This is a genomic window from Mesorhizobium sp. 10J20-29, assembly GCF_054130485.1.
Map to the genome: position 1 here is coordinate 1,317,938 of NZ_CP199156.1, position 21,761 is coordinate 1,339,698.

A 21,761-nucleotide genomic window follows, 5' to 3' on the forward strand; every position below is an offset into this window, starting at 1 on the left:
GCCCGCCAAGTATCTTCCATTTTTGACATATTTCCGCTTAGAGTCGTCGACAGGTTGACTGCCGGCAACGGAATCGGGGCGAGAATGGGCATTTTGAGATCAATCGGACTGGTCGGTTCGTCCGACGTGATCGAGTACGATCCACACAGGCTGTCGAGCCCGCAGGTATTTCTCCTGTCGATGGTGGTGTTTCTCGCCATCGTCGCCTTCATCGCAGCCATCCTGGCGCGCCAGATATCGACCGCCTTCGCAACCAATCCCGGCCTGAACGGACTGATCGCCGGCATCTTGCTCATCGGCATCGTGCTGACCTTCCTGCAGACGCTGCGCCTGTTTCGTGAAGTCAGGTGGATCAACTCGTTCCGTGCAGGCTCCGAGGTCAACGAACCGGTCCTGCTGGCGCCGATGAAGGCGCTGCTGTCGCGTTCGTCCACAATGGCCTTTTCGACAAGCTCGATGCGCTCGATGCTCGATTCGATCGCCACGCGCCTCGACGAAAGCCGCGACATCTCGCGTTACCTCATCGGCCTGCTGATTTTTCTCGGCCTGCTCGGCACCTTCTGGGGTTTGTTGCGCACCATCGGCTCGATCGGCGAGACCATCCAGTCGCTCGACCCAGGGTCGGGCGATACCGGCGCAGTACTCGATTCGCTCAAGGCCGGACTGGCGGCACCGCTCTCCGGCATGGGCACGGCCTTTTCCTCGTCGCTTTTCGGCCTGTCCGGCTCCCTGGTGCTCGGATTTCTCGACCTGCAGTCCGGTCGCGCCCAGACCCGCTTCTACACCGAACTCGAGAACTGGCTTTCCTCGGTCACCGACCTTTCCTCGGACATCGCCGTGGTCGACACGTCGAAGGGAGATTCCTCCGACGAGATCCGCGCCCTGTCGGAACGGCTCCGCAACCTCCAGGAGTCCGGCGGCTCCAATCCACGCGTCGCGACCGCGATGGCCAATCTGGCCGACGGCATTTCGGGCCTCGTCAAGAACATGCGTTCCGAGCAGCAGATCATGCGTGATTGGGTCGAGGCCCAGTCTGAGGAACAGCGGGCGATGCGCGAGACGCTCGAGCGCCTCGCCGACACGCTGAAGAAGCGCGAGATGAACTAGGTGGCACTCGCGCGCAACAGGCGAGCAGACCGCCACGTCGACTACTGGCCGGGCTTCGTCGACGCGCTGTCGACGATGCTTCTGGCGATCATGTTCCTGCTGTCGGTCTTCGTGCTGGCGCAGTTTCTGCTCAGCCGCGAGATCAGCGGCAAGGACGAGGTGCTGGCGCGCCTGAACTCGCAGATCAACGAACTGACCCAGCTCCTGGCGCTCGAGAAGGGCAGCACGCAGGACGCCCAGGATTCGCTCGCTAACCTCGAAGCCTCGCTATCGGCCGCGGAGAGCGAGCGGTCGCGCCTGCAGCAGCTGCTCGAGCAAGGCGCCGGCGCCGATGCTGCAGCCTCCGAAAGGATCGCCACCGTTACCGGCGAGCTCGACGAGCAGCGCCAGATCAGCCAACGCGCGCTGTCGCAGGTCGAATTGCTGAACCAGCAGATTTCCGCGCTGCGCAGGCAGATTGCCGCGCTAGAGGATGCGCTCGAAGTCTCGGAAGCTCGCGACCGCCAATCGAACACCAAGATCGCGGATCTCGGTCGCCGCCTGAACGTGGCGCTGGCCCAGCGCGTGCAGGAGCTCAATCGCTATCGTTCGGACTTCTTCGGGCGGCTGCGCGAAATCCTCTCCGACCGCGAGAACATCCGTATCGTCGGCGACCGCTTCGTGTTCCAGTCGGAAGTCCTGTTCCCCTCCGGCTCCGAGGACATCAACAGCGCCGGCAAGGTCGAGATGAAGAAGCTCGCCGACGCCATCATCGAGCTGCAGCGCGAGATCCCGCCGGAGATCAACTGGGTGCTGCGCGTCGACGGCCATACCGACAACATCCCGGTGTCCGGCAACCGGCGCTACCGCGACAACTGGGAACTCTCCTCGGCGCGCGCCACCTCTGTCGTCAAGTTCCTGATTGAAAGCGGCGTGCCGGCAAACCGGCTCGTGGCCGCTGGCTTCGGCGAGTTCCAGCCGCTCGACGAGACCGACAGCGACGAGGCGCGCACCAGGAACCGTCGCATCGAACTGAAGCTGACGGAGCGCTGACTACCAGCCGGCCAGAACGGCGACCAGCGCCGCCACGGCGGGCAATGCCTGTACGTAGAGAATGCGCCGGCTGACGGTTGCCGCGCCGAACAGCCCGGCGACGACGACGCAGCCGAGAAAGAAGGCGCGTAGCGCGAATCCGTCGGGGCCGAGGTAGAGGCCCCACAGCAGACCGGCCACCAGGAAACCGTTGTAGAGCCCCTGGTTGGCGGCCAGAGCCTTGGACGCGCCGGCAAACTCCGCGGTGGTGCCGAACACCCGGCGACCGAGCGGTCGCGTCCAGGCGATCATTTCGAGATACATGAAACCGAGATGGAGCAGCGCCACCGCCGCCGTCAGGATCACTGCGATCATTGCCTTCCCTCCGCAATTTCCGAGCCTGGCAACGCCTCCAGACGAAAAAGCCCGCCATGGAGGCGGGCTTTCCGGAAAATCTCGGCAGAAGCCAAGGCCTAGATCGTCAGGCCTTCGTAACGCTTCTTGAACTTCGACAGGCGACCGCCGCGGTCGAGCAGGTTCTGCTGTCCGCCGGTCCACGCCGGATGCGTGTTCGGGTCGATGTCGAGGTTCAGCGTGTCGCCTTCCTTGCCGTAGGTGGAACGCGTCTCGTACTGGGTGCCATCGGTCATAACGACCTTGATGGTGTGGTAATCGGGGTGAATCTTGTCTTTCATCGGTCTGTTCCTGGCTCCGGCACTGGCAGTTCAGGCCACTGGCCTGCGTCGATGCGCCTGTTTTGAAAAACGTCGAGCCGGAGCTATTGAGGTGCCACGGCTTCAAAAACGGTCGGCGAGCCTATACATCAGCCGAAATTGAATCACAAGGCCGCGCCCGAAGCATTGGCGAACCGGGCGAACGGGAGGGAAACGGGAGATGGCTGTGACGATGGCTGAGGCCGACGAACGCAGCAGGCGATCGCTTCGTCCCTTGCGGCGGATCCTGCCCTATGTCGGGCGCTACCCGCGCCTCGTCGTCGGCGCGGTCGTTTCGCTGGCCGCCGCCGCGGCGACCACGCTGACGCTGCCGCTTGCGGTGCGCCGGATGATCGATCACGGCTTCTCCAGCGCCGACACGACCTTCGTCGCCAATTATTTTTCCATGCTGGTGGTGATCGCCGCCATTCTCGCGCTGGCATCGGCCTGCCGCTATTATTTCGTCATCACGCTCGGCGAGCGGGTCGTCGCCGATCTCAGGAACGACGTCTTCGCGCATGTCACCGAACTGTCGCCGGCCTTTTTCGACACGGTGCAGTCGGGCGAGATCGTCTCGCGCCTCTCGGCCGACACCACGCAGGTCAAGTCGGCAGTCGGCGCCACCGCTTCGGTCGCGCTGCGTAACACCATCCTCGGGCTTGGCGCTCTCGGCATGATGGTCATCACCAGCCCGAAGCTGTCTAGCCTCGTCATCGCCGCGATCCCGCTGGTCGTGCTGCCCCTCGTTGCCTTCGGCAGATCTGTGCGCCGCAAGTCCCGCTTGGCGCAGGATACGCTTGCCCAGGCGACCGCCTATGCCAGCGAGCAGATTTCTTCGGTCCGCACGCTGCAAGCCTTCACGAACGAAAAGCTCGTGACCGGAAAATTCTCGCGCGCCGTCGAGGCTGCCTTCCAGGCTGCCCGCTCATCCGTCAGGGCGCGCGCCGTACTCACCTTCGTCGCCATCTTCACCATCTTTGCTTCGGTCGTCATGGTGCTCTGGTTCGGTTCGCGCGACGTGCTGAACGGCACGATCTCGCCGGGAACGCTCGGCCAGTTCCTCATCTATTCTGTCTTCGCGGCAGGTGCGCTTGGCGCGCTGTCGGAGGTCTGGGGCGAGCTTTCCCAGGCAGCGGGCGCTGCCGAGCGTCTGACGGAAATCCTGGCCGAGGAGCCGGCGATTTCCGCACCCGCCAACCCGGTGCCGCTACCGGCGGTTGCCGAAGGGGCGGTCAGCTTCGACCGGGTCTCCTTCGCCTATCCCGCGCGCCCGGACCTGCCGGCACTGCATGAGCTGTCCTTTAGCGTGAAGCCCGGCGAGACAGTCGCCATCGTCGGCCCGTCGGGCGCCGGCAAGAGCACCGTTTTCTCGCTGATCCTGCGCTACTACGATCCCCTGGAAGGAGCGGTCACCATTGACGGCATCGACGTCAAGCGGGCCGACCCCAGGGATGTCCGTTCCCACATCGCCATCGTGCCGCAGGACGTCACGATCTTTGCCGCGACGGTCGGTGAGAATATCGGTTTTGGCAGGCCGGGCGCTTCGCCCGAGGATGTTTCGCAGGCTGCCCGCGACGCGCAGGCCGACGAATTCATCGAGCGCCTGGAAAACGGCTTCGACACCGAGGTTGGCGAGCGCGGCGTCATGCTTTCGGGCGGCCAGCGCCAGCGCGTCGCCATTGCGCGCGCCATCCTGCGCGACGCCCCGATCCTGCTGCTCGACGAAGCGACCTCGGCGCTCGACGCGTCAAGCGAGACGCTGGTCCAGACCGCGCTCGAACGGCTGATGAAGGGGCGCACCACCATCGTCATCGCGCACCGGCTCGCGACCGTACTCAAGGCCGACCGCATCCTCGTCATGGACGGCGGCCGGATCGTCGAGGAAGGCACGCACGCCACGCTCGTCAAGAAGGGCGGCATCTACGCCCGTCTGGCCAAGCTACAGTTCGAAACGGGCGCCAGCGTCTTTCGCGGCGCTGCCGAGTGATGCTCAGCCGAGCAGGTTGCGCACGGTCCGCATGAACACCTTCGCCCCGATCGGGATCAGGTCGTCGGGGAAGTCGTAGTCGGGATTGTGCAGCGCCGGGTGGCGCTCGCCCGACCCGAGGAAGAACATCGCCGACCGGGAGCCGTGGCCGAACCGGCCGAAGTCCTCGGAGGCGCGCATCGGCAGCTCGGCCTCGTCGTGGCTGATGCCTTCGGCGTCGAGCGCGGCGCGCAGGTGGCCGACCGCCTCCGGCGCGTTCAGGCTGGCAACGAATATCTCGTGATAGTCGATCTCGCAGGACAGCCCTTGCTGCGCGGCTATTCGCCGGGCTAGCGACTCGGCGGCCTCGCAGAGATCGGCCATGCGCCCGTCCAGCCGCGTGCGCAGCGTGGCCCAGACCTCGGCGCGACCGGGCGCGATGCCGAACACAGCCTCGCCCATCGAGGCGTGGGTGACCGTAAGCATGGAGAAATCGTCTTCGGCAAAGCTGCCGCTGCCGAGCGCCGGCAGCGCCGGCATCAACTCGCTGATCGCCGGCATCGGCGATGTGCCGGTTTCGGGCATCGAGGAATGCGCCGTCTTGCCGGTCAGCACGATGCGCATGCCGCGCGAGGCGCAGTTGACGACGCCTTCCTTCAGCCGGACATGGCCGAGCGGCGTTCCCGGCAGATTGTGCAGCGAGAAGGCGAAATCGGGCTGGATCCGCTTATAACGCGGGTCGGTCGTGACGCCTGCGGCGCCATTGCCGGTTTCCTCTGCCGGCTGGAACATCAGCACGACGCGGCCGCGTGCGGTCCTCCGGCGGCCAAGCTGCCGTCCGACTGCCGTCAGGATTGCGGTGTGGCCGTCATGGCCGCACATGTGCCCCCTGCCGACAATCTGCGAGCGGTGCGGGATATCGGAAAGTTCCTCGATCGGCAGCGCGTCGAGCTCGGCCCGCAGAAGTACCGTCGGCCCTTCCGCTCCGCTGTCGTAGATGGCTGCCACGCCATGGCCGCCGAGGCCGGTCAGCACCTCGTCGGGACCCGAATCCTTCAGGAACGACACCACCGCGCGCGCCGTGTTCTCCTCTTCGTTCGAGATCTCGGGAAGCTCGTGCAACTGGCGCCGGAAGGCGACAAGCTCGACTAGGTCCTGGTTGCTGAGAGACATCGTCAATGATCCTTGGTTGCTGCGGCCGCTCACAGGAAGCTGGCGATTTCCTGGAGCGGCTTCTTGTGCATCGCGTGTTCGGGGATCGTGGCCCCCTCCTTCGGATAGCCGACCACCATCAGAATGTAGCATTTGTCCTGCGGTTCCCGGCCGCAGATTTCGTTGAGGAAACCCATAGGGTTTGGCGTGTGGGTAAGCGTCGCCAGACCTGCCCGATGCAGCGCGGTCACCAATATGCCTGTCGCGATGGAGACGGATTCGGGAACGTAGTAATTCTTGCGCATCACGCCGTCGGCCGACCGGCTCTTGCGCTCGCCGAAGATGCAGATCAGCCAGGGCGCCTCTTCCAGGAACAGCTTTTCCGGATCGGTTCCGAGCGGCGCCAGCGCCTTCAGCCATTCCTCTCCCGCGCGTCCCTCGTAGAAGGCGCGCTCCTCCTGTTCGGCGGCGAGGCGGATCTTGCTCTTGATCACCGGGTCGCCGATCACGCAGAAGTGCCAGGGCTGGTGGTTGGCGCCGTTTGGCGCTGTCCCTGCGGCAAGGATGCAGGTCTCGATGATGTCGCGCGGCACCGCGCGGTTCGAAAACTCCCGCACCGTGTGCCGCCTGCGCATGTCCTCGTAGAAGGCCGTAGCATTGGCGCGCATCTCGTGGTGCGGGAGTTCCTCGAAGTCTGGCAGGGGTACGGGGCGATAGGCATCGCCGGATCGGTCACTCATGCGGGCGGCTCCAGCAGTTAGGCACGCAGTGTTCATCTGGCAGCGTGTCGTCCGGCGCTGCGGCCCGAGAAGATACAGCCGCCGAGGAAGGTTCCTTCCAGCGCATTGTAGCCGTGGTAGCCGCCGCCGCCGAAGCCGGCAACCTCTCCGGCCGCGTAGAGGCCGGGTATCGGCTCGCCGACCTCGTCGAGCACCTGTGCGTCCAGATTGGTGTGCAGGCCGCCGAGCGTCTTGCGCGTCAGCACGTGCAGCCGGACCGCGATCAGCGGCCCGACCGCCGGATCCAGAATCCGGTGTGGCTTTGCCGTGCGGATCAGCCTGTCTCCGAGATAGGCGCGGGCACCTCTGATGGCAGCGATCTGTGCATCCTTCGAAAAGGGATTGGCGAGTTGACGGTCGCGCGCCTCGATCTGGGCAATCAGGCGGTCGTGGTCGATCAGGCCCTCGCCGGTCAGCGCGTTCATCCCGTCAACGAGTTCGCGCAGAGTGTCGTGCACGATGAAATCCTCGCCCTTCTCCTTGAAGGCCTCGACAGGCGGCGGTGCGCCTCTCGCACGACGGCTTTTCAGCACCGCGAGCCAGCGTCCGGAGGTCAGGTCCGGGTTCTGCTCGGAGCCCGACAGCGCAAATTCCTTTTCGATGATCTTCTGGGTCAGCACGAACCAGGAATAGTCATGGCCGGTCGCCAGAATGTGCTTCAGCGTGCCAAGTGTATCGAAGCCCGGCAGGCAGGGCGCCGGCATGCGATTGCCCAACGCATCGAACCACAGCGAAGACGGGCCCGGCAGGATGCGGATGCCGTGGTTCGGCCAGATCGGCGCGAAGTTCCTGACGCCCTCGGTGTAGTGCCACATGCGGTCGGCATTGATCACCGCGCCGCCGGCTGCCTGCGTGATCGCGACCATGCGGCCATCGACGTGATGCGGTACGCCGGCGACCATCGTCTTCGGCGCAGGGCCGAGCCGCTTCGCCGGCCAGTTGCGGCGCACAAGTTCGTGGTCACCGCCTATGCCGCCCGACGTGACGATCACCGCGTCAGCGCCGGCCTCGAACTCGCCGACCGCTGCGCGGCCGGACCTCTCCCCCCGCTGGACGGTCGATGGCTCGAGTATCTCCCCGGCAACGCCGGTGACCGCGCCATTCGTCTTCACGAGACGACTCGCCCGGTGGCGGAACTTCAGAACCGTCGTGCCGCGCGCGACGTGCTCTCCGACGCGGCGGAGAAACGGCGCAAGAACGCCCGGGCCGGTCCCCCACGTAACGTGGAAGCGCGGCACCGAATTGCCGTGGCCATGCGCCATGCCGCCGCCGCGCTCGGCCCATCCGACCACCGGGAACCAGCGCATGCCCTGCTGGTGCAACCAGGGCCGCATCTCTCCGGCGGCGAAGTCGATGAAGGCTTCCGCCACCTCGCGCGGCCAGCGATCCTCAGGACGGTCGAACTGCGCCGACCCGAGCCAGTCCTGCAGTGCCAGGTCGCGGCTGTCGCGGACGCGCATGCGGCGCTGCTCCGGACTGTCGACGAAAAACAGGCCACCTAGCGACCAGAAGGCCTGGCCGCCGAGCGAGTTCTCGCCTTCTTGTTCGAGGATGACGACACGCTTGCCGGCATCACCAAGCTCGGCGGCTGCAGCTAGCCCCGCCAGCCCAGCGCCGACAATAACGGCATCGGTATGTTCCCCCATCGGCTCCCCCGCATCCCTTCAACCGACGCGAGTGTGGGTGCCCGCGGCCGGTCGATCAAGCCCGCATGCGGGTTCTCTCACGAAGAACCGTAGCGTGCCCTGAGATGATCGATGAAATGCGCCGCGTTGAGGCGCTCCCCGGTGGCTCGCTCCAGCAGGTCCGGCGTCGAATGGCGCGAGCCCTGCGACCAGATCTTCGCGCGGCGCCATTCGTTGACCGTGTCGAACCGTCCAGTGGCGATCTCGTCGTCAATGGCCGGATGTTCTGCCTTCAGCGCCGACCATTGCTGCGCAGCCATCATGGCCCCTAGAGTGTAGGAAGGAAAATAGCCGAACGCGCCGGAAGGCCAGTGCACATCCTGCATCGGGCCGTCGGCGAAATTGTCGACGGTCGACAGGCCGAGATAGTCGCGCATGCGGGCATCCCAGGCTTCCGGGATATCGGTCGCCTCGAGCCGCCCCGCGACAAGTTCCTGCTCCAACTCGTAGCGCAGGATGACGTGCAGCGGGTAGGTGACCTCGTCGGCATCGACGCGGATCAGGCCCGGCTGGACGAAATGCACATGCGGCAGGATGTCCTGGATGCTCCAGGCCTCGCCGAGATGCTTCTCCACCTCGGGCAGGGCCCATTGCCAGAAGGCCGGGTTACGACCGAGCTGCTTCTCGACGAACAGGCTCTGGCTCTCATGCATCGCCATGCCGCGCGCCTTTCCGAGCGGCCAGTGCGACCACTCCTTCGGCAGGTTCTGTTCGTAGAGAGCGTGGCCCGTCTCGTGCAGCACACCCATCAGCGCGGACAGAAACTCCGTGCTGCGATAGCGCGTGGTGATCCGCACGTCGCTCGGCACGCCGCCGCAGAACGGATGATGCGACACCGCCAGACTGCCATGCGTGAGGTCGAACCCCACGGCTGCCATCATGGCGAGGCCAAGCTCGCGCTGGCGCTCGATCGGATAGTCGCCCGACAGCGGCTTCAACGGCGTCCGTGCCAGACGTTCCTGCTGGACGGCCAGCGCCTCGGGCACGAAATCGCGCAGGAAGCCCTTCAGGTCGGTGAAGACCGGCGTGATCTCGGCGGCCCGATTGCCGGGATCGTATTGCTCCATCAGCGCGTCGTAGGGATCGAGACCCGTCGCCTCGGAACGCATCTGCGCTTCCTCGCGGACCAGCGCAATCACGCCCTCCAGGGCTGGCAGGAAGTTCGCCCAGTCGTTCTTGCCGCGCAGGTCGCGCCAGAGCTGTTCGCAACGCATGCGCGCCGTTGTCTGACGTTCGACGAACTCGGCGGGCAGGCAGGTCAGGTTGGCGTGGTGCCGGCGGAATTCGCGCAGCGCCGCAGCCTGCTCCTCGTTCAGGCTCTCCGTCTCTGCGGCCGCGATCCAGTCGTCGATTTCGGGCGCCGTCGCCTGTCGGTGGTGCATGCCGGCCAGCACCGACATCGCCTCGGCCCGCTTCTCGCCGCCGCCGACCGCCATGTGGGTCGCCTCGTCGGCGCCGAGAATGGCCTGCGCATGCTCGAGCGCCTCGAGTTTGCGCCCCAGTGCGTCAAGCTTGGAGAAAGACATCGTTCTGGACCTGGTTGCTTGCGGCACGAGGCACCGCAAAGGAGACACGTTCAATTGACAGCGAAGTGCCCGGCGGCCGACGACCGCCGACCAGCGGGGCGGCAGTCAGCTCAATCGGCGCTGAGCTTGGCCATCGTCTCTTCGTCGACCTCGAAATTGGCGTAGACGTTCTGCACGTCGTCGTCATCCTCGAGAACGCCGACCAGCTTCATCAGCGACTGCGCACGTTCCTCGTCGACCGGGATGCTGTTTTGCGGCTTCCACACGATCTTCACCGATTCGGCCTCGCCGAGCGCCTCCTCAAGCGCCTTGGAGACGTCGCCGAGGCCTTCGAAGGTGCACAGGATCGTGTGGCCGTCCTCGTCGGACTGCACGTCGTCGGCGCCAGCCTCGATGGCGGCTTCCATCATCTTTTCGGCATCGCCCGCGGAGGCCGGGTAGAAGATCTCGCCGACGCGGTCCCACATGAAGGACACCGAGCCGGTTTCGCCCAAGGCACCGCCGGCCTTGGTGAAGGCGGCCCGAACGTTCGAGGCCGAGCGGTTGCGGTTGTCGGTCAGCGCCTCGACGATGAGCGCGACGCCGCCGGGTCCGTAACCTTCGTAGCGCACTTCCTCGTAGTTTTCCGCATCGCCCATCGAGGCCTTGCTGATGGCGCGGGCAATATTGTCCTTCGGCATGGACACGGCCTTGGCGTTCTGTACCGCCAGCCTGAGGCGCGGATTCATCGCCGGGTCGGGTGCCCCGGACTTGGCCGCAACGGTGATCTCGCGCGCCAGTTTGGAGAACATTTTCGAACGGACCGCGTCCTGGCGGCCCTTGCGGTGCATGATATTTTTGAACTGTGAATGGCCGGCCATGGCGTCCCTGTCGTCTTCCAGCAGTGTTCGGAATGGCGGGCTTATAGTTAAGTCGGGGAGAAACGTCCAGCCGACAGGCGTTTGACGGCTCGCGAAAACGTGACCCGGCCAGCGCACTGCCCACTGGTCAAGCGTCGCACAGCGGTTATCGTTTCGGATCGCGCCAATCCGAATTCGGGAGACAGTCATGCTCCGGCGGACCGCAGCCGTTCTGGTAACGTCGCTTCTCTGGCCGCTCGCAGCAGCGGCGCAGGACCAGCCGCCGCCGTCGAAATGCGTGGCGATCGCTCAGGCGCTGCCGTCCGTTACCTATGCCAGCTTCACCCCGGCCCAGCTCTTCGTCGATGGCGACGTGACGATCACCTATGCCGGCCACTCGACCTACATCATCGAGACGCCGGCGGGCGTCAGGATCGCCACGGATTTCTCTGGGGTGTATGGCAGAGAGCCTCTGCCGCGCGTCGTCACCATGAACAAGGCCCACCGCACCCATTTCTCGGACACGCCGGACCCGGGCATCGAACACGTATTGCGCGGCTGGAACCCCGACGGAGGCGCAGCGCGCCATGCACTCGTGTTGGACGATGTCTACATCCGCAATGTGCCGACCGACATAAGGCGTTTCGGCACGCTCGAGGCCGACGGCAACTCGATCTTCATCTTCGAAGTAGCGGGCCTCTGCATAGGCCATCTCGGCCACCTGCACCACCATCTGGAAGATGCCCACTATGGCGCAATCGGCCGGCTCGACATTGTCATGGTGCCGGTCGACGGCGGCATGACACTGTCCCTCGACCGCATGAGCGAGATAACAACCCGGCTCTATTCCTCGATGATCCTGCCGATGCACAGGCATTCGACCCCGATCGGCGAGTTCACCAGCCGGATGGGCAAGGATTTCGCAGTCGATTTGCGAGCCAGCCGTTCGCTCAAGGTGTCGCTTAGGACCTTGCCCGACCGGCCGACGATCATCGTTCTCGAGGGCGTGTAGCAGTCCCTTGGCGGACTAGTGATCGACCTTCTTTCGACGGTTCCTGGCCAGCATGTTGAGCGCCTCGACCAGGGCCGAGAAGCCCATCGCCGCATAGATGTAGCCCTTCGGCACATGGTAGCCCATGCCGTCGGCGATCAGCGTCATGCCGATCATCAGCAGGAAGCCGAGCGCCAGCATGACGATTGTCGGGTTCTTGGCGATGAAGTTGGCAAGCGGGGTGGCCGCCAGCATCATGGCGGAAACCGCGATGATCACCGCGATGTACATGATGGCGATCTCGTCGGTCATGCCGACCGCCGTGATGATGGAATCGATCGAGAAGACAAGGTCGAGCAGCAGTATCTGGAAAATCGCGGCACCGAGCGAAAGCTGCACCGTCTTGCCGATCATCGAGTCCTGGTGGTCGTCCGGATCGACAGTGTGATGAATCTCCTTCGTGGCCTTCCAGACCAGGAACAGGCCGCCGGCGATGAGGATCAGGTCACGCCACGAGAAACCGTGGTCGAACAGGGTGAACAGCGGCGCAGTGAGCTGCACGATGAAGGATATCGTCGCGAGCAGGACAAGCCGCATGATCAGCGCCGCGCTGATGCCCAGCCTGCGTGCACGGGCCTGCTGCTCCTTCGGCAGCTTGTTGGTCAGGATCGAGATGAAGATCAGATTGTCGATACCGAGCACGATCTCGAGCACGATCAACGTCAGCAGGGCTACCCAGGCGGTCGGGTCGCTGGTCCAGAGGAAATGCGGCGCAAGAAATTCGATCATGTGGGCGGCTCTTTTGGGTCGTCCGGAGAATGTCAGGCAGAGTTAGGTTTGTAAGCGGCTCAGGTCAACGTCATGACCAGAAGGCAGGTTCCGTTTCCTCCAGCCGCGGCCCGCGGCGAAACGGCGCAACCCTCTCGGCAAGTCCGGTCCTGTCCGAGATATCGACGCCGACGCCACAGATCGTCGCCGGCCCGTTGGCCGCCTCGAACCGGCCCTTCGGCACCTTCGACAGGAAGCGGTTGAGAGGCTCCTCCGTGTCCATGCCGAGCGAGGAATCATAGTCGCCGCACATGCCGGCGTCCGTCAGATATGCGGTCCCGCCGTTCAGAATCTGGTGGTCGGCGGTCGGCTGGTGCGTGTGCGTGCCGACCACGAGGCTGGCCCGGCCGTCGACGAAATGCGCAAAGCACATCTTCTCCGACGTCGCCTCGGCATGAAAATCGATCACGGCCGCGTCCACCTGGTCGCCGAGCGATGCTGCCGCCAGTTCGCGCTCGCCGCAGTGGAAAGGATCATCCAGTTCCGGATGCATGAACACCCGGCCCATGATGTTGGCGACCAGGACGCGCGCGCCGTTCTTAGCCATGAAGACGCCGGCGCCGCGGCCGGGCGTACCCTTGGGATAGTTGGCAGGGCGCAGGAAGCGCTCTTCGCGCGGCGCGAAGGTCAGCGCCTCGCGCTGGTCCCAGACATGATTGCCGGTGGTGACGACGTCGGCACCGGCCTCGATCGTGTTGCGAAAGATTTCTTCGGTGATGCCGAAGCCACCCGCCGCGTTCTCGCCATTGACGATCACGAAGTCGAGCCGGAAGTCCGAGATCAGCCCGGGGAGCTGCTCCCACACCGCCGTCCGTCCGGATTTGCCGACCATGTCGCCGAGGAAGAGAAGCCGCATGGTCCTTCTATAGGGACGCTTCGAAACGGCGCAAGCCGGTTTCGGTCAGGATTTCTGGAATGATGACGTCATGCGGTTCCTCCGGCACCCGTTCCACCTCCTGGCAATCGAAGGCGATGCCCACCAGGCGCGGTGTCAGTCCCTTGCCGGCCAGCCTGGCTATGGCGCGGTCGTAGTATCCGGCCCCGTAGCCGATGCGGTGGCCGCGCGCATCGAACGCCGCCAGCGGCACCAGCATTACCGACGGATCGAGGACGGCGTGTTCCTCCCCCGGTCCGGCCGTGCCGTATCCCATGTCGACGAGCGCCGCGCCGCGCACCAGTTCGCGAAAGACGATGGTCGTGCTGTCGATGATGGCCGGCAGGCACAATCTTGCACCGCGCTCGCGCAGACCGAACATCAGCGGCCTCACGTCGACTTCCGACCGCATCGGCCAGAAACCCGAGACAATGGAGGTTCCGTCGACCGCTATGCCGTTGCGTGCCAGATCGGCCATCTCGAGCGAGGCCTCGATGCGCCAGAACGCGTCAAGCGCGTCGCGTCGCGCCAGCGCCTGCTTGCGCAGTTCACGTTTCAGCTCTTTGGCAGATGTCATGCAGCGACAATAACAGGATGATGGCGGTCGGGCATCTTGCAAGCGACGCTGGATGGCGGATCGCAGGCCGGCAGGCGGACCGCAGGTGAAGAGCGACGATCCACACAACCGGTGGAAAAGCGATCCCGGGAACCTACAAAGTAGGTGGGCGCCGTATGACCGAACCCACGGGCCCGGCCAGGGACAGCTCCCTAGGGATCAATAAGGCCCCGGGGAATATGATTTCCTGCCGGGAAGCACAGATCGTCAATGCAGATATAGGCCTCCACGGCCTCCACGCCAAGGACTTCGCGCATCGGCACGCACGATTGTTGTCCTCCCCGACAGGTGCTCTGGCAGCTTCGGAAGCCAAGGCTCTCCCCAAGCCGGCAACGCCATGCCCTGCAAGCATTTCTTGGTTAAGCGACAGGGTTAAGTGGCGCTTAACTTTTCCGGTTCATTATCCCTAACGAGTTCAATCGAGTTCGGGACGATACATGTTCCGATTCTATACAGAGGTGACGCGCATGTTTGATTTCGCAAGGAAGGCACTGTTCGCCGCGCTGCTCGCCGGCGTTGCCGGCCCGGCAATCGCCGCAGACTACTACGAGCCACCGGTCGACATCCCGCCGCCGCCCGTGGTTGGCGGCTGGTATATCCGCGGTCACATCGGCATGAGCAACCAGCATTTCGACGGTTTGACGTCGAGCCTCTACCTGGAGCCAAGCGTTGCCGCCTACGGATGGCATGACAGCGGCGGCTTCAGCTCCGCTCCGATCTTCGGCGGTGGTGTCGGCTACCAGTTCAACGACTACCTGCGCGGCGACCTGACCGTCGAGTACCGTGGCAAGTCGGATTTCGAGGCCCTTGACTGGGTTGACGACGGCACAGACGTCACGACCAACGATTTCCGCGCCAAGAAGTCCGAGTGGCTTTTCCTCGCCAATGCCTACGCGGATGTCGGCACCTTCTACGGCATCACGCCCTATGTCGGTGCGGGTATCGGCGCATCGCGCAACACCATCTCGAATTTCCGGGACATCAACATCATCAACGGCGGCGGCGCCTACGCAGACGAAGAGACCAAGTGGAACTTCGCCTGGGCCCTGCACACCGGCATCGGCATCAAGGCCACTGACCGCATGACGATCGATCTGGGATACAGCTTCGTGTCGCTCGGCCACGGGCAGACCGGTGTTCTGCAGAACGACGACCCGGCCTTCGACATTCCCAATGACGGGTTCAAGTTCAATGACCTCTACTCGCACGACCTCAAGCTCGGCGTGCGGTATTCGCTGAACTAGACCAGAACCAATTTCTTCCAAAAAAGGCCCCGCATCAGCGGGGCCTTTTTCGTTTCCCTGGACACCCGCAAGCGCTTCGCGGCGAAAATGCGCATTTGCCGTAAACCGGCCGTTATCCTTAACCCGCACTTAACCACTATGGTTAACAATGCTCCCGATCAGGTCGCTTATTGAGACGGCGCCACTTCGGGAGTCTGAAAAGATGAGATTCACACAGCGCATAATGCTTGCACTGGCAGCATCGGTCGGCACGCTGGCTGCCGCCCAGGCAGCTGACTACGATCCGCCGATCTATGTCGAGCAGGCTGCCGAGTACGTCCCGGTCGAGGTCGGCTCCGGCTGGTACCTCCGGGGCGACGTCGGCTACGTCTTTGACGCCAGCATCGGCCAGGTCGACTATCGCACCTACGATGGGTTCACTTACGATGCCGCCTCCTTCGACACGCAGGACATCAGCACCGACTTTTCATGGGGCGGCGGCTTCGGCTATCGCTTCACCGATTACTTCCGCGCCGACGCCACGGTCGATGGCTTCAGGGCCGACTTCAGCGGAACCACATCGAGCGCCACCTCCTGCGTCCAGCCTCCGGCTGACGACACGACCTGCCGCAGCGAAGACAACTCGGAAGTCTCCGCCGTCAGCGTCATGGCCAACGGCTACGTCGATCTCGGCACCTATGTGGGCATTACGCCCTATGTCGGCGCCGGCATCGGCTACAGCTACGTGAGCTGGTCCGCCCTCAACAACTCGACCTACTGCGTCGACGGCGCCGTCGATGCCTGCGCGACGCCCGGTGTGGTTTCCACCACGCAGCATGGCGGCGTCGACGGCTGGCGCTTCACCTATGCCCTCATGGCCGGCTTCGCCTACGACCTCACCCAGAACTTCAAGCTGGACGTAGGCTACAAGTATCGCCAGATCGACGGCGGCGACATGTTCGCATGGGACGCCGGCAGCGCGGGACTCGGTGCGACCGGCGCTCAGGGCACCAGCGGCGACATCAAGACCCACGAATTCAAGGTCGGCCTGCGCTACGAACTCTGGTAGGAAACAGCACCGGGGACGGGACGAACGGCGGGCTATGGCCCGCCGTTTTCGTTTGTACATGGCAACGTGCGCGCTCTACCGGGGCTTTCCTCTTGACGCCGGCACGCCGGTCGAATATCGCCGTCCGTGGGCCACCCCTCCCCAACGAGGGGCCTGCTATCTGGAAGGATAGAACCACGATGACGAACCAATCCAAGCCCGGACTCCGTCCGGCAAACCCCAATTTTTCCTCGGGTCCATGTGCGAAGCGTCCAGGCTGGACGCCCGAAGCGCTGGGCAATGCCGCACTCGGCCGGTCGCACCGCGCCAAGATCGGCAAGGCCAAGCTGGAACAGGCCATCGCCCTGACCCGCGAAATCCTGCAGGTGCCCGCCGACTATCGCATCGGCATCGTTCCCGCATCCGACACAGGCGCCGTCGAGATGGCGATGTGGTCGCTGCTCGGCGCACGCGGCGTCGACATGGTCGCCTGGGAGAGTTTCGGCGCCGGCTGGGTTACCGATGTCGTCAAGCAGCTGAAGCTCCCGGACGTGCGCAAGATCGAGGCGGGTTATGGCGAACTGCCCAACCTCTCGACGATCGATTTCGACCGTGACGTGGTGTTCACTTGGAACGGCACCACTTCCGGCGTGCGCGTACCGAACGGCGATTTCATCCCGGCCGATCGCAAGGGACTGACCATCTGCGACGCCACCTCGGCCGCCTTTGCCCAGAAGCTCGATTTCGACAAGCTCGATGTGGTCACCTTCTCCTGGCAGAAGGCGCTCGGCGGCGAGGGCGCGCATGGCATGCTCATCCTGTCGCCGCGCGCGGTCGAGCGCCTGGAAAACTACAAGCCGGCCTGGCCGCTGCCGAAAATCTTCCGTCTGACCTCGAACGGCAAGCTCATCGAGGGCATCTTCAAGGGCGAGACGATCAACACGCCGTCGATGCTCTGCGTCGAGGACTATCTCGACGCGCTCAACTGGGCGAAGGCGCTTGGCGGGCTCGACGCACTGGTTGCCCGCGCCGACGCCAACGTCGCGGTCATCGACCGTTTCGTGGCCGGCTCTCAGTGGGCTGCCAACTTGGCCGCCGACAACGGCACGCGCTCCAACACCTCTGTGTGCCTGCGCTTCACCGATCCGGATATTGCCGGGCTCGACGACGCCGGCCAGCAGGCCTTCGTGAAGGGACTTGCCGCGCTGCTCGAGACGGAGCGGGCCGCCTATGACATCGCGGGCTATCGCGACGCGCCGCCCGGCCTGCGCATCTGGTGCGGTGCCACCGTCGAGACCTCCGATCTCGAAGCCCTGATGCCTTGGCTCGACTGGGCGTTCGCGACCCAGAAGGCTGCGCTGAAGGCCGCCGCCTAGGCTTCGATACCACCGGCGCGCCCCCGCCATTCCCCTGTCGTCCTGCAGCGCAGCGTCGACGGGCGGCAGGCAGGAGGAAGGCGCCGCAGCAACAACACTCTTCATCCAAGGATCACGTCCATGCCCCGCGTTCTCGTTTCCGACAAGCTGTCGCCCACCGCCGTCCAGATCTTCAAGGATCGCGGCGTCGAGGTCGACTATCTGCCCGATCTCGGGCCCGACAAGGAGAAGCTGCTCAGCGTCATCGGCCAGTATGACGGCCTCGCCATCCGCTCGGCGACCAAGGTCACCGAGAAGCTGATTGCCGCGGCGACCAACCTCAAGGTCATCGGCCGCGCCGGCATCGGCGTCGACAACGTCGATATCCCGGCTGCCTCGCGCAAGGGCATCATCGTGATGAATACGCCCTTCGGCAATTCGATCACCACCGCCGAGCACGCGGTCGCGCTGATGTTCGCTCTGGCACGCCAGATCCCCGAGGCAAACGCCTCGACGCATGCCGGCAAGTGGGAAAAGAATCGCTTCATGGGCGTCGAGATCACCGGCAAGACGCTCGGCATCATCGGCTGCGGCAACATCGGTTCCATCGTCGCAACCCGCGGCGTCGGCCTCAAGATGCACGTCGTCGCCTTCGATCCCTTCCTGTCCGAGGGTCGGGCCTCCGAACTCGGCGTCGAGAAGGTCGAGCTGGAGGAACTGTTTGCGCGTGCCGATTTCATCACGCTGCACACGCCGATGACCGAGAAGACCAGGAACATCATCAATGCGGATTCGATCGCGACGATGAAGGACGGCGTCTTCATCATCAATTGCGCCCGCGGCGGCCTGATCGTCGAGTCGGACCTGGTTGCTGCCCTCAAGAGCGGCAAGGTCGGTGGCGCGGCCATCGACGTCTTCGAGGTCGAGCCCGCAAAGGAAAGCGCGCTGTTCGGCCTGGAGAATGTCGTCGCCACGCCGCATCTTGGCGCTGCCACCAGCGAGGCGCAGGAGAATGTCGCCCTGCAGGTTGCCGAGCAGATGTCGGACTATCTCATCAAGGGGGCGGTTTCGAACGCCATCAACATGCCGTCGATCACCGCCGAGGAGGCGCCGCGGCTGAAACCCTTCGTAAAGCTGGCTGAGGTTCTAGGCGCCTTTGTCGGCCAGGTCACCGAGGACCCGATCAAGGAAGTCGAAATCCTGTTCGACGGATCAACCGCCAGCATGAACACCAGGGCACTGATCAGCGCGACGCTCGCCGGCCTGATCCGCCCGCAGGTCTCGGACGTCAACATGGTTTCGGCGCCGATCATGGCAAAGGAGCGGGGCATCCGTCTCACCGAGCTCAAGCGCGACAAGTCGGGCGTCTTCGACGGCTATATCAAGCTGACAGTGGTGACGGAAAAACAGACGCGCTCGATCGCCGGCACGGTCTTCTCGGACGGCAAGCCGCGCTTCATCCAGATCAAGGGGATCAATCTCGACGCCGAGGTCGGCCAGCACATGCTCTACACGACCAACGCCGATGCGCCGGGCATCATCGGCCTGCTCGGCACGGTGTGCGGAGAGAACGGCGTCAACATCGCCAACTTCCAGCTCGGCCGCAACCGGCCGGGCGGCGACGCCATTGCGCTGCTCTACCTCGATGCGCCTTTCCCCGAAGACGTGCTCGCCAAGGTACGCGCCCACAAGTCGATCGATTCTGCCAAGCGGCTGCAGTTCGATGTAGCCGAGGCCTAGGTCCGACTTGACGTGAACGGGCCGGGGCTGCCATGCAGCCTCGGCAGAATGGGGGAGCGGCCAGATGACCGGATATGAGACGAGCCTGCCTGAAGACGGCGTATTTCTCGGGCGTGCCATGGCAAACGGTTGGCCGCACCCGGCGATCGTCACCGTCCGTGACGGCGAGGTGTTCGACATCACGTCGAAGCAGGCGCCGACATCGCGCGACGTCTGCGAGCACGCCGACCCGGCCGCCTTCGTGCGCGCCGCCCCCGGCAGGCGCGTCGGCAGGCTTGCCGATGTGATGGCAAACAGTGCCGCCACCGCCCGCGAGCCAGGCGGGGCCTACCTGCTTTCCCCGGTCGACATGCAGGCCGTCAAGGCCGCTGGCGTCACCTTCGTGGTCTCGCTGCTGGAGCGCGTCATCGAGGAACAGGCGCGCGGCTCAGCCGACAAGGCCGACGCCATCCGTGCCGACATCGCCTCGCTGATCGGGCATGATCTGTCGAAGCTGAAGCCCGGCTCCCCCGAAGCCGCCGAGATCAAGGCGAAGCTGATCGAACGGGGCGTGTGGTCGCAGTATCTCGAGGTCGGCATCGGGCCCGACGCCGAGATCTTCACCAAGTGCCAGCCAATGGCCTCGGTCGGCTATGGCGCCGATGTCGGACTGCACCCGATCTCGACATGGAACAATCCGGAGCCGGAGATCGCCGTCCTGGCCAGCAGCACCGGACGCATAGTCGGCGCCACGCTCGGCAACGACGTCAACCTGCGCGACGTCGAGGGACGCTCGGCCCTGCTGCTCGGCAAGGCCAAGGACAACAATGCCTCGGCGGCATTGGGCCCGTTCGTCCGTCTGTTCGACGAGACCTTCTCGCTGGGCGATGTGAAATCCGCCGTGGTTCGCCTGAAGGTCGAGGGCGACGACGGCTTTGTTCTGGACGGCTCGAGTTCAATGGCAGAGATCAGCCGCTCGCCGGAGGAACTCGTCGCCGCGGCGATCGGCCCGCATCACCAGTACCCCGACGGCTTCGCCCTCTATCTCGGAACGATGTTCGCGCCGGCCAAGGACCGCGGCGAGGCCGGCAAGGGTTTCACCCACAGGATCGACGACATCGTGACAATCTCGTCGGACAAGCTTGGATCGCTGGTCAACCGGGTGCGGCTGTCCACCGACTGCCCGGCCTGGTCCTACGGCGCCACCCACCTGATGCGGGACCTGGCAAAGGCCGGCCTTATCTGACGGGGAGCGGCATCTGCGCGTCGGCTCGTCGTCCGCTGGCTTCCGCCAGCCAGATGCCGCCGAGCACCAGCACCATGGCGATGCCGTGGTAGAGGTGGAAGGTCTCGCGCAGGATCATCACCGACAGAAGCGTCCCGAAAATCGGCACGAGGTTGATGAACAGCCCGGCCCGGTTGGCGCCGATCATCTCAACTCCCTTGATGTAGAATATCTGCGCCACGATCGAGGGGAAAAAGATGGTGTAGGCCACGACGCCCAAACCCTGAACGTCCGGCACAATGCCGGCGCCGGCGTAGAATTCGGCCGCCACGAAGGGAAGCGTTCCGACGAAGGCGACGCCCGTCAGCACGATCATCAGGCTCTGCCAGTGGATCGCCGGCTTGAGACGCAGCGCCACCGTATAGGCCGAATAGACGATCACCCCGATCAGCATCAGCAGGTCGCCAAAATTGACGTTGAGGGCCAGAAGTTCGCGCGGATCACCATGGCTGGCTGTCAGCGCAACGCCGGAGATCGACAGCACGAAGCCGACGATCTGCAGCCACGTCACGCGCAGGCGAAACAGCAGGAAGTTCGCCGCGAAGATCAGCATCGGCATGGCCGCCTGTTCGATGCTTACATTGATGGCCGTGGTATACAGAAGCGCCGAATAGAGCGCGATGTTGAACACCGCGAAGCCGAGGAAGCCGAGTGCCATCAGCAGCGGCAGATTGCCCCTGACGAGTTGCCAGTCGATCCGAAGCTGCTTGTGTCCGATCAGCCACAGGACCACCATGGCTACGCCCCAGCGCAGGGCCGTCAGCAACATCGGGGAGACGTGGCCGATCGCCAGCTTGCCGGCAACGGCGTTGCCGCCCCAGAACAGTGTGGTAAGGACCAGCAGCAGATAGGCAGTACGGTGCATGGAGAGATATCCGCGAGGAAGAACCCAACCGCACCTAGGGCGCAGCGCCCGGCAAGTAAATGATTCGATTGTCGGCAAATCGTTGTGCCTGAGGCACTTCGGCAGACAAACAGCTATCGCGCTCGCCACACCTTGCGGTTATAGAGGCGGTTCGATTTGCAGCAAGGCTGCGTTTTCCG

At 64.4% G+C, this 21,761-nt stretch carries 20 protein-coding genes and 1 other RNA gene; 9 read left to right on the forward strand and 12 right to left on the reverse strand.

All coding sequences use genetic code 11. The features are described from left to right. Positions 1-84: 84 nt before the first annotated feature. Both ACT2BZ_RS06330 and ACT2BZ_RS06335 read left to right on the forward strand, forming a co-directional pair. Complete coding sequence (locus tag ACT2BZ_RS06330) at positions 85-1,107, forward strand: MotA/TolQ/ExbB proton channel family protein (RefSeq protein WP_457939999.1); 1,023 nt, start codon at positions 85-87, stop codon at positions 1,105-1,107. Continuing rightward, positions 1,108-2,139 (forward strand): peptidoglycan -binding protein, encoded by a 1,032-nt coding sequence (locus tag ACT2BZ_RS06335; RefSeq protein WP_457940000.1) that lies wholly within the window; start codon positions 1,108-1,110, stop codon positions 2,137-2,139. It abuts the gene before it with no gap. Here the strand turns inward: ACT2BZ_RS06335 and ACT2BZ_RS06340 are convergent, their stop codons facing one another. Together ACT2BZ_RS06340 and rpmE are read right to left on the reverse strand one after the other, a co-directional pair. Further along, complete coding sequence (locus ACT2BZ_RS06340; protein WP_457940001.1) at positions 2,140-2,493, reverse strand: DUF1304 domain-containing protein; 354 nt, start codon at positions 2,491-2,493, stop codon at positions 2,140-2,142. It abuts the gene before it with no gap. 98 nt (positions 2,494-2,591) lie between these two features. Continuing rightward, positions 2,592-2,813, reverse strand: coding sequence for a 50S ribosomal protein L31 (gene rpmE, locus ACT2BZ_RS06345; RefSeq protein WP_457940002.1), 222 nt, complete (start codon positions 2,811-2,813; stop codon positions 2,592-2,594). 199 nt (positions 2,814-3,012) lie between these two features. Between rpmE and ACT2BZ_RS06350 the strand changes: the two genes are divergently transcribed. Further along, positions 3,013-4,818 (forward strand): ABC transporter transmembrane domain-containing protein, encoded by a 1,806-nt coding sequence (locus ACT2BZ_RS06350; protein WP_457940003.1) that lies wholly within the window; start codon positions 3,013-3,015, stop codon positions 4,816-4,818. A gap of 3 nt (positions 4,819-4,821) precedes the next feature. Here the strand turns inward: ACT2BZ_RS06350 and ACT2BZ_RS06355 are convergent, their stop codons facing one another. The 5 genes from ACT2BZ_RS06355 to ACT2BZ_RS06375 all read right to left on the reverse strand — a co-directional run bounded on the left by ACT2BZ_RS06355 (position 4,822) and on the right by ACT2BZ_RS06375 (position 10,799). Beyond that, complete coding sequence (locus tag ACT2BZ_RS06355; RefSeq protein ID WP_457940004.1) at positions 4,822-5,970, reverse strand: amidohydrolase; 1,149 nt, start codon at positions 5,968-5,970, stop codon at positions 4,822-4,824. A gap of 29 nt (positions 5,971-5,999) precedes the next feature. Further along, on the reverse strand, positions 6,000-6,689 hold the full coding sequence (locus tag ACT2BZ_RS06360) for a nitroreductase family protein (protein WP_457940005.1): 690 nt from the start codon (positions 6,687-6,689) through the stop codon (positions 6,000-6,002). A 32-nt stretch (positions 6,690-6,721) separates the two neighbouring features. Then, positions 6,722-8,374 carry an FAD-binding dehydrogenase gene (locus ACT2BZ_RS06365; protein ID WP_457940006.1) on the reverse strand — a complete coding sequence of 551 codons (1,653 nt, stop codon included), beginning with the start codon at positions 8,372-8,374 and terminating at the stop codon, positions 6,722-6,724. Positions 8,375-8,451: 77 nt separating this feature from the next. Continuing rightward, positions 8,452-9,939 carry a carboxypeptidase M32 gene (locus ACT2BZ_RS06370; RefSeq protein WP_457940007.1) on the reverse strand — a complete coding sequence of 496 codons (1,488 nt, stop codon included), beginning with the start codon at positions 9,937-9,939 and terminating at the stop codon, positions 8,452-8,454. 110 nt (positions 9,940-10,049) lie between these two features. Next, positions 10,050-10,799 carry a YebC/PmpR family DNA-binding transcriptional regulator gene (locus ACT2BZ_RS06375; RefSeq protein ID WP_457940008.1) on the reverse strand — a complete coding sequence of 250 codons (750 nt, stop codon included), beginning with the start codon at positions 10,797-10,799 and terminating at the stop codon, positions 10,050-10,052. 187 nt (positions 10,800-10,986) lie between these two features. Between ACT2BZ_RS06375 and ACT2BZ_RS06380 the strand changes: the two genes are divergently transcribed. Next, positions 10,987-11,790, forward strand: a complete 804-nt coding sequence (locus ACT2BZ_RS06380; protein ID WP_457940009.1) for an MBL fold metallo-hydrolase — start codon at positions 10,987-10,989, stop codon at positions 11,788-11,790. Positions 11,791-11,805: 15 nt separating this feature from the next. Here the strand turns inward: ACT2BZ_RS06380 and ACT2BZ_RS06385 are convergent, their stop codons facing one another. From ACT2BZ_RS06385 to ssrS, 4 genes are all read right to left on the reverse strand, one after another. Then, a complete protein-coding gene (locus ACT2BZ_RS06385) occupies positions 11,806-12,558 on the reverse strand; it encodes a TerC family protein (protein WP_457940010.1) in 753 nt (250 codons plus the stop codon). A gap of 70 nt (positions 12,559-12,628) precedes the next feature. After that, entirely contained in the window at positions 12,629-13,453 is an 825-nt protein-coding gene (locus tag ACT2BZ_RS06390) for a TIGR00282 family metallophosphoesterase (RefSeq protein ID WP_457940011.1), read from the reverse strand. Between the two features lie 7 nt (positions 13,454-13,460). After that, positions 13,461-14,048 (reverse strand): 5-formyltetrahydrofolate cyclo-ligase, encoded by a 588-nt coding sequence (locus ACT2BZ_RS06395; protein ID WP_457940012.1) that lies wholly within the window; start codon positions 14,046-14,048, stop codon positions 13,461-13,463. Positions 14,049-14,141: 93 nt separating this feature from the next. Beyond that, a non-coding RNA gene (gene ssrS, locus ACT2BZ_RS06400) (6S RNA) lies at positions 14,142-14,296 on the reverse strand. A gap of 258 nt (positions 14,297-14,554) precedes the next feature. On the opposite strand from ssrS, the gene ACT2BZ_RS06405 reads away from it, so the two are divergent. From ACT2BZ_RS06405 to ACT2BZ_RS06425, 5 genes are all read left to right on the forward strand, one after another. Continuing rightward, complete coding sequence (locus ACT2BZ_RS06405; RefSeq protein ID WP_457940013.1) at positions 14,555-15,331, forward strand: outer membrane protein; 777 nt, start codon at positions 14,555-14,557, stop codon at positions 15,329-15,331. A gap of 202 nt (positions 15,332-15,533) precedes the next feature. Beyond that, positions 15,534-16,379 (forward strand): outer membrane protein, encoded by an 846-nt coding sequence (locus ACT2BZ_RS06410; RefSeq protein ID WP_457940014.1) that lies wholly within the window; start codon positions 15,534-15,536, stop codon positions 16,377-16,379. Between the two features lie 179 nt (positions 16,380-16,558). Then, on the forward strand, positions 16,559-17,734 hold the full coding sequence (locus ACT2BZ_RS06415; protein WP_457940015.1) for a phosphoserine transaminase: 1,176 nt from the start codon (positions 16,559-16,561) through the stop codon (positions 17,732-17,734). Positions 17,735-17,854: 120 nt separating this feature from the next. Then, on the forward strand, positions 17,855-19,453 hold the full coding sequence (serA, locus tag ACT2BZ_RS06420) for a phosphoglycerate dehydrogenase (protein ID WP_457940016.1): 1,599 nt from the start codon (positions 17,855-17,857) through the stop codon (positions 19,451-19,453). 64 nt (positions 19,454-19,517) lie between these two features. Continuing rightward, positions 19,518-20,678, forward strand: a complete 1,161-nt coding sequence (locus ACT2BZ_RS06425; protein WP_457940017.1) for a fumarylacetoacetate hydrolase family protein — start codon at positions 19,518-19,520, stop codon at positions 20,676-20,678. Here ACT2BZ_RS06425 and ACT2BZ_RS06430 read toward each other — a convergent pair. Next, positions 20,671-21,582 carry a DMT family transporter gene (locus ACT2BZ_RS06430; RefSeq protein WP_457940018.1) on the reverse strand — a complete coding sequence of 304 codons (912 nt, stop codon included), beginning with the start codon at positions 21,580-21,582 and terminating at the stop codon, positions 20,671-20,673. The two genes, ACT2BZ_RS06425 and ACT2BZ_RS06430, sit on opposite strands and share 8 nt — an antisense overlap. Positions 21,583-21,761 lie beyond the last annotated feature (179 nt).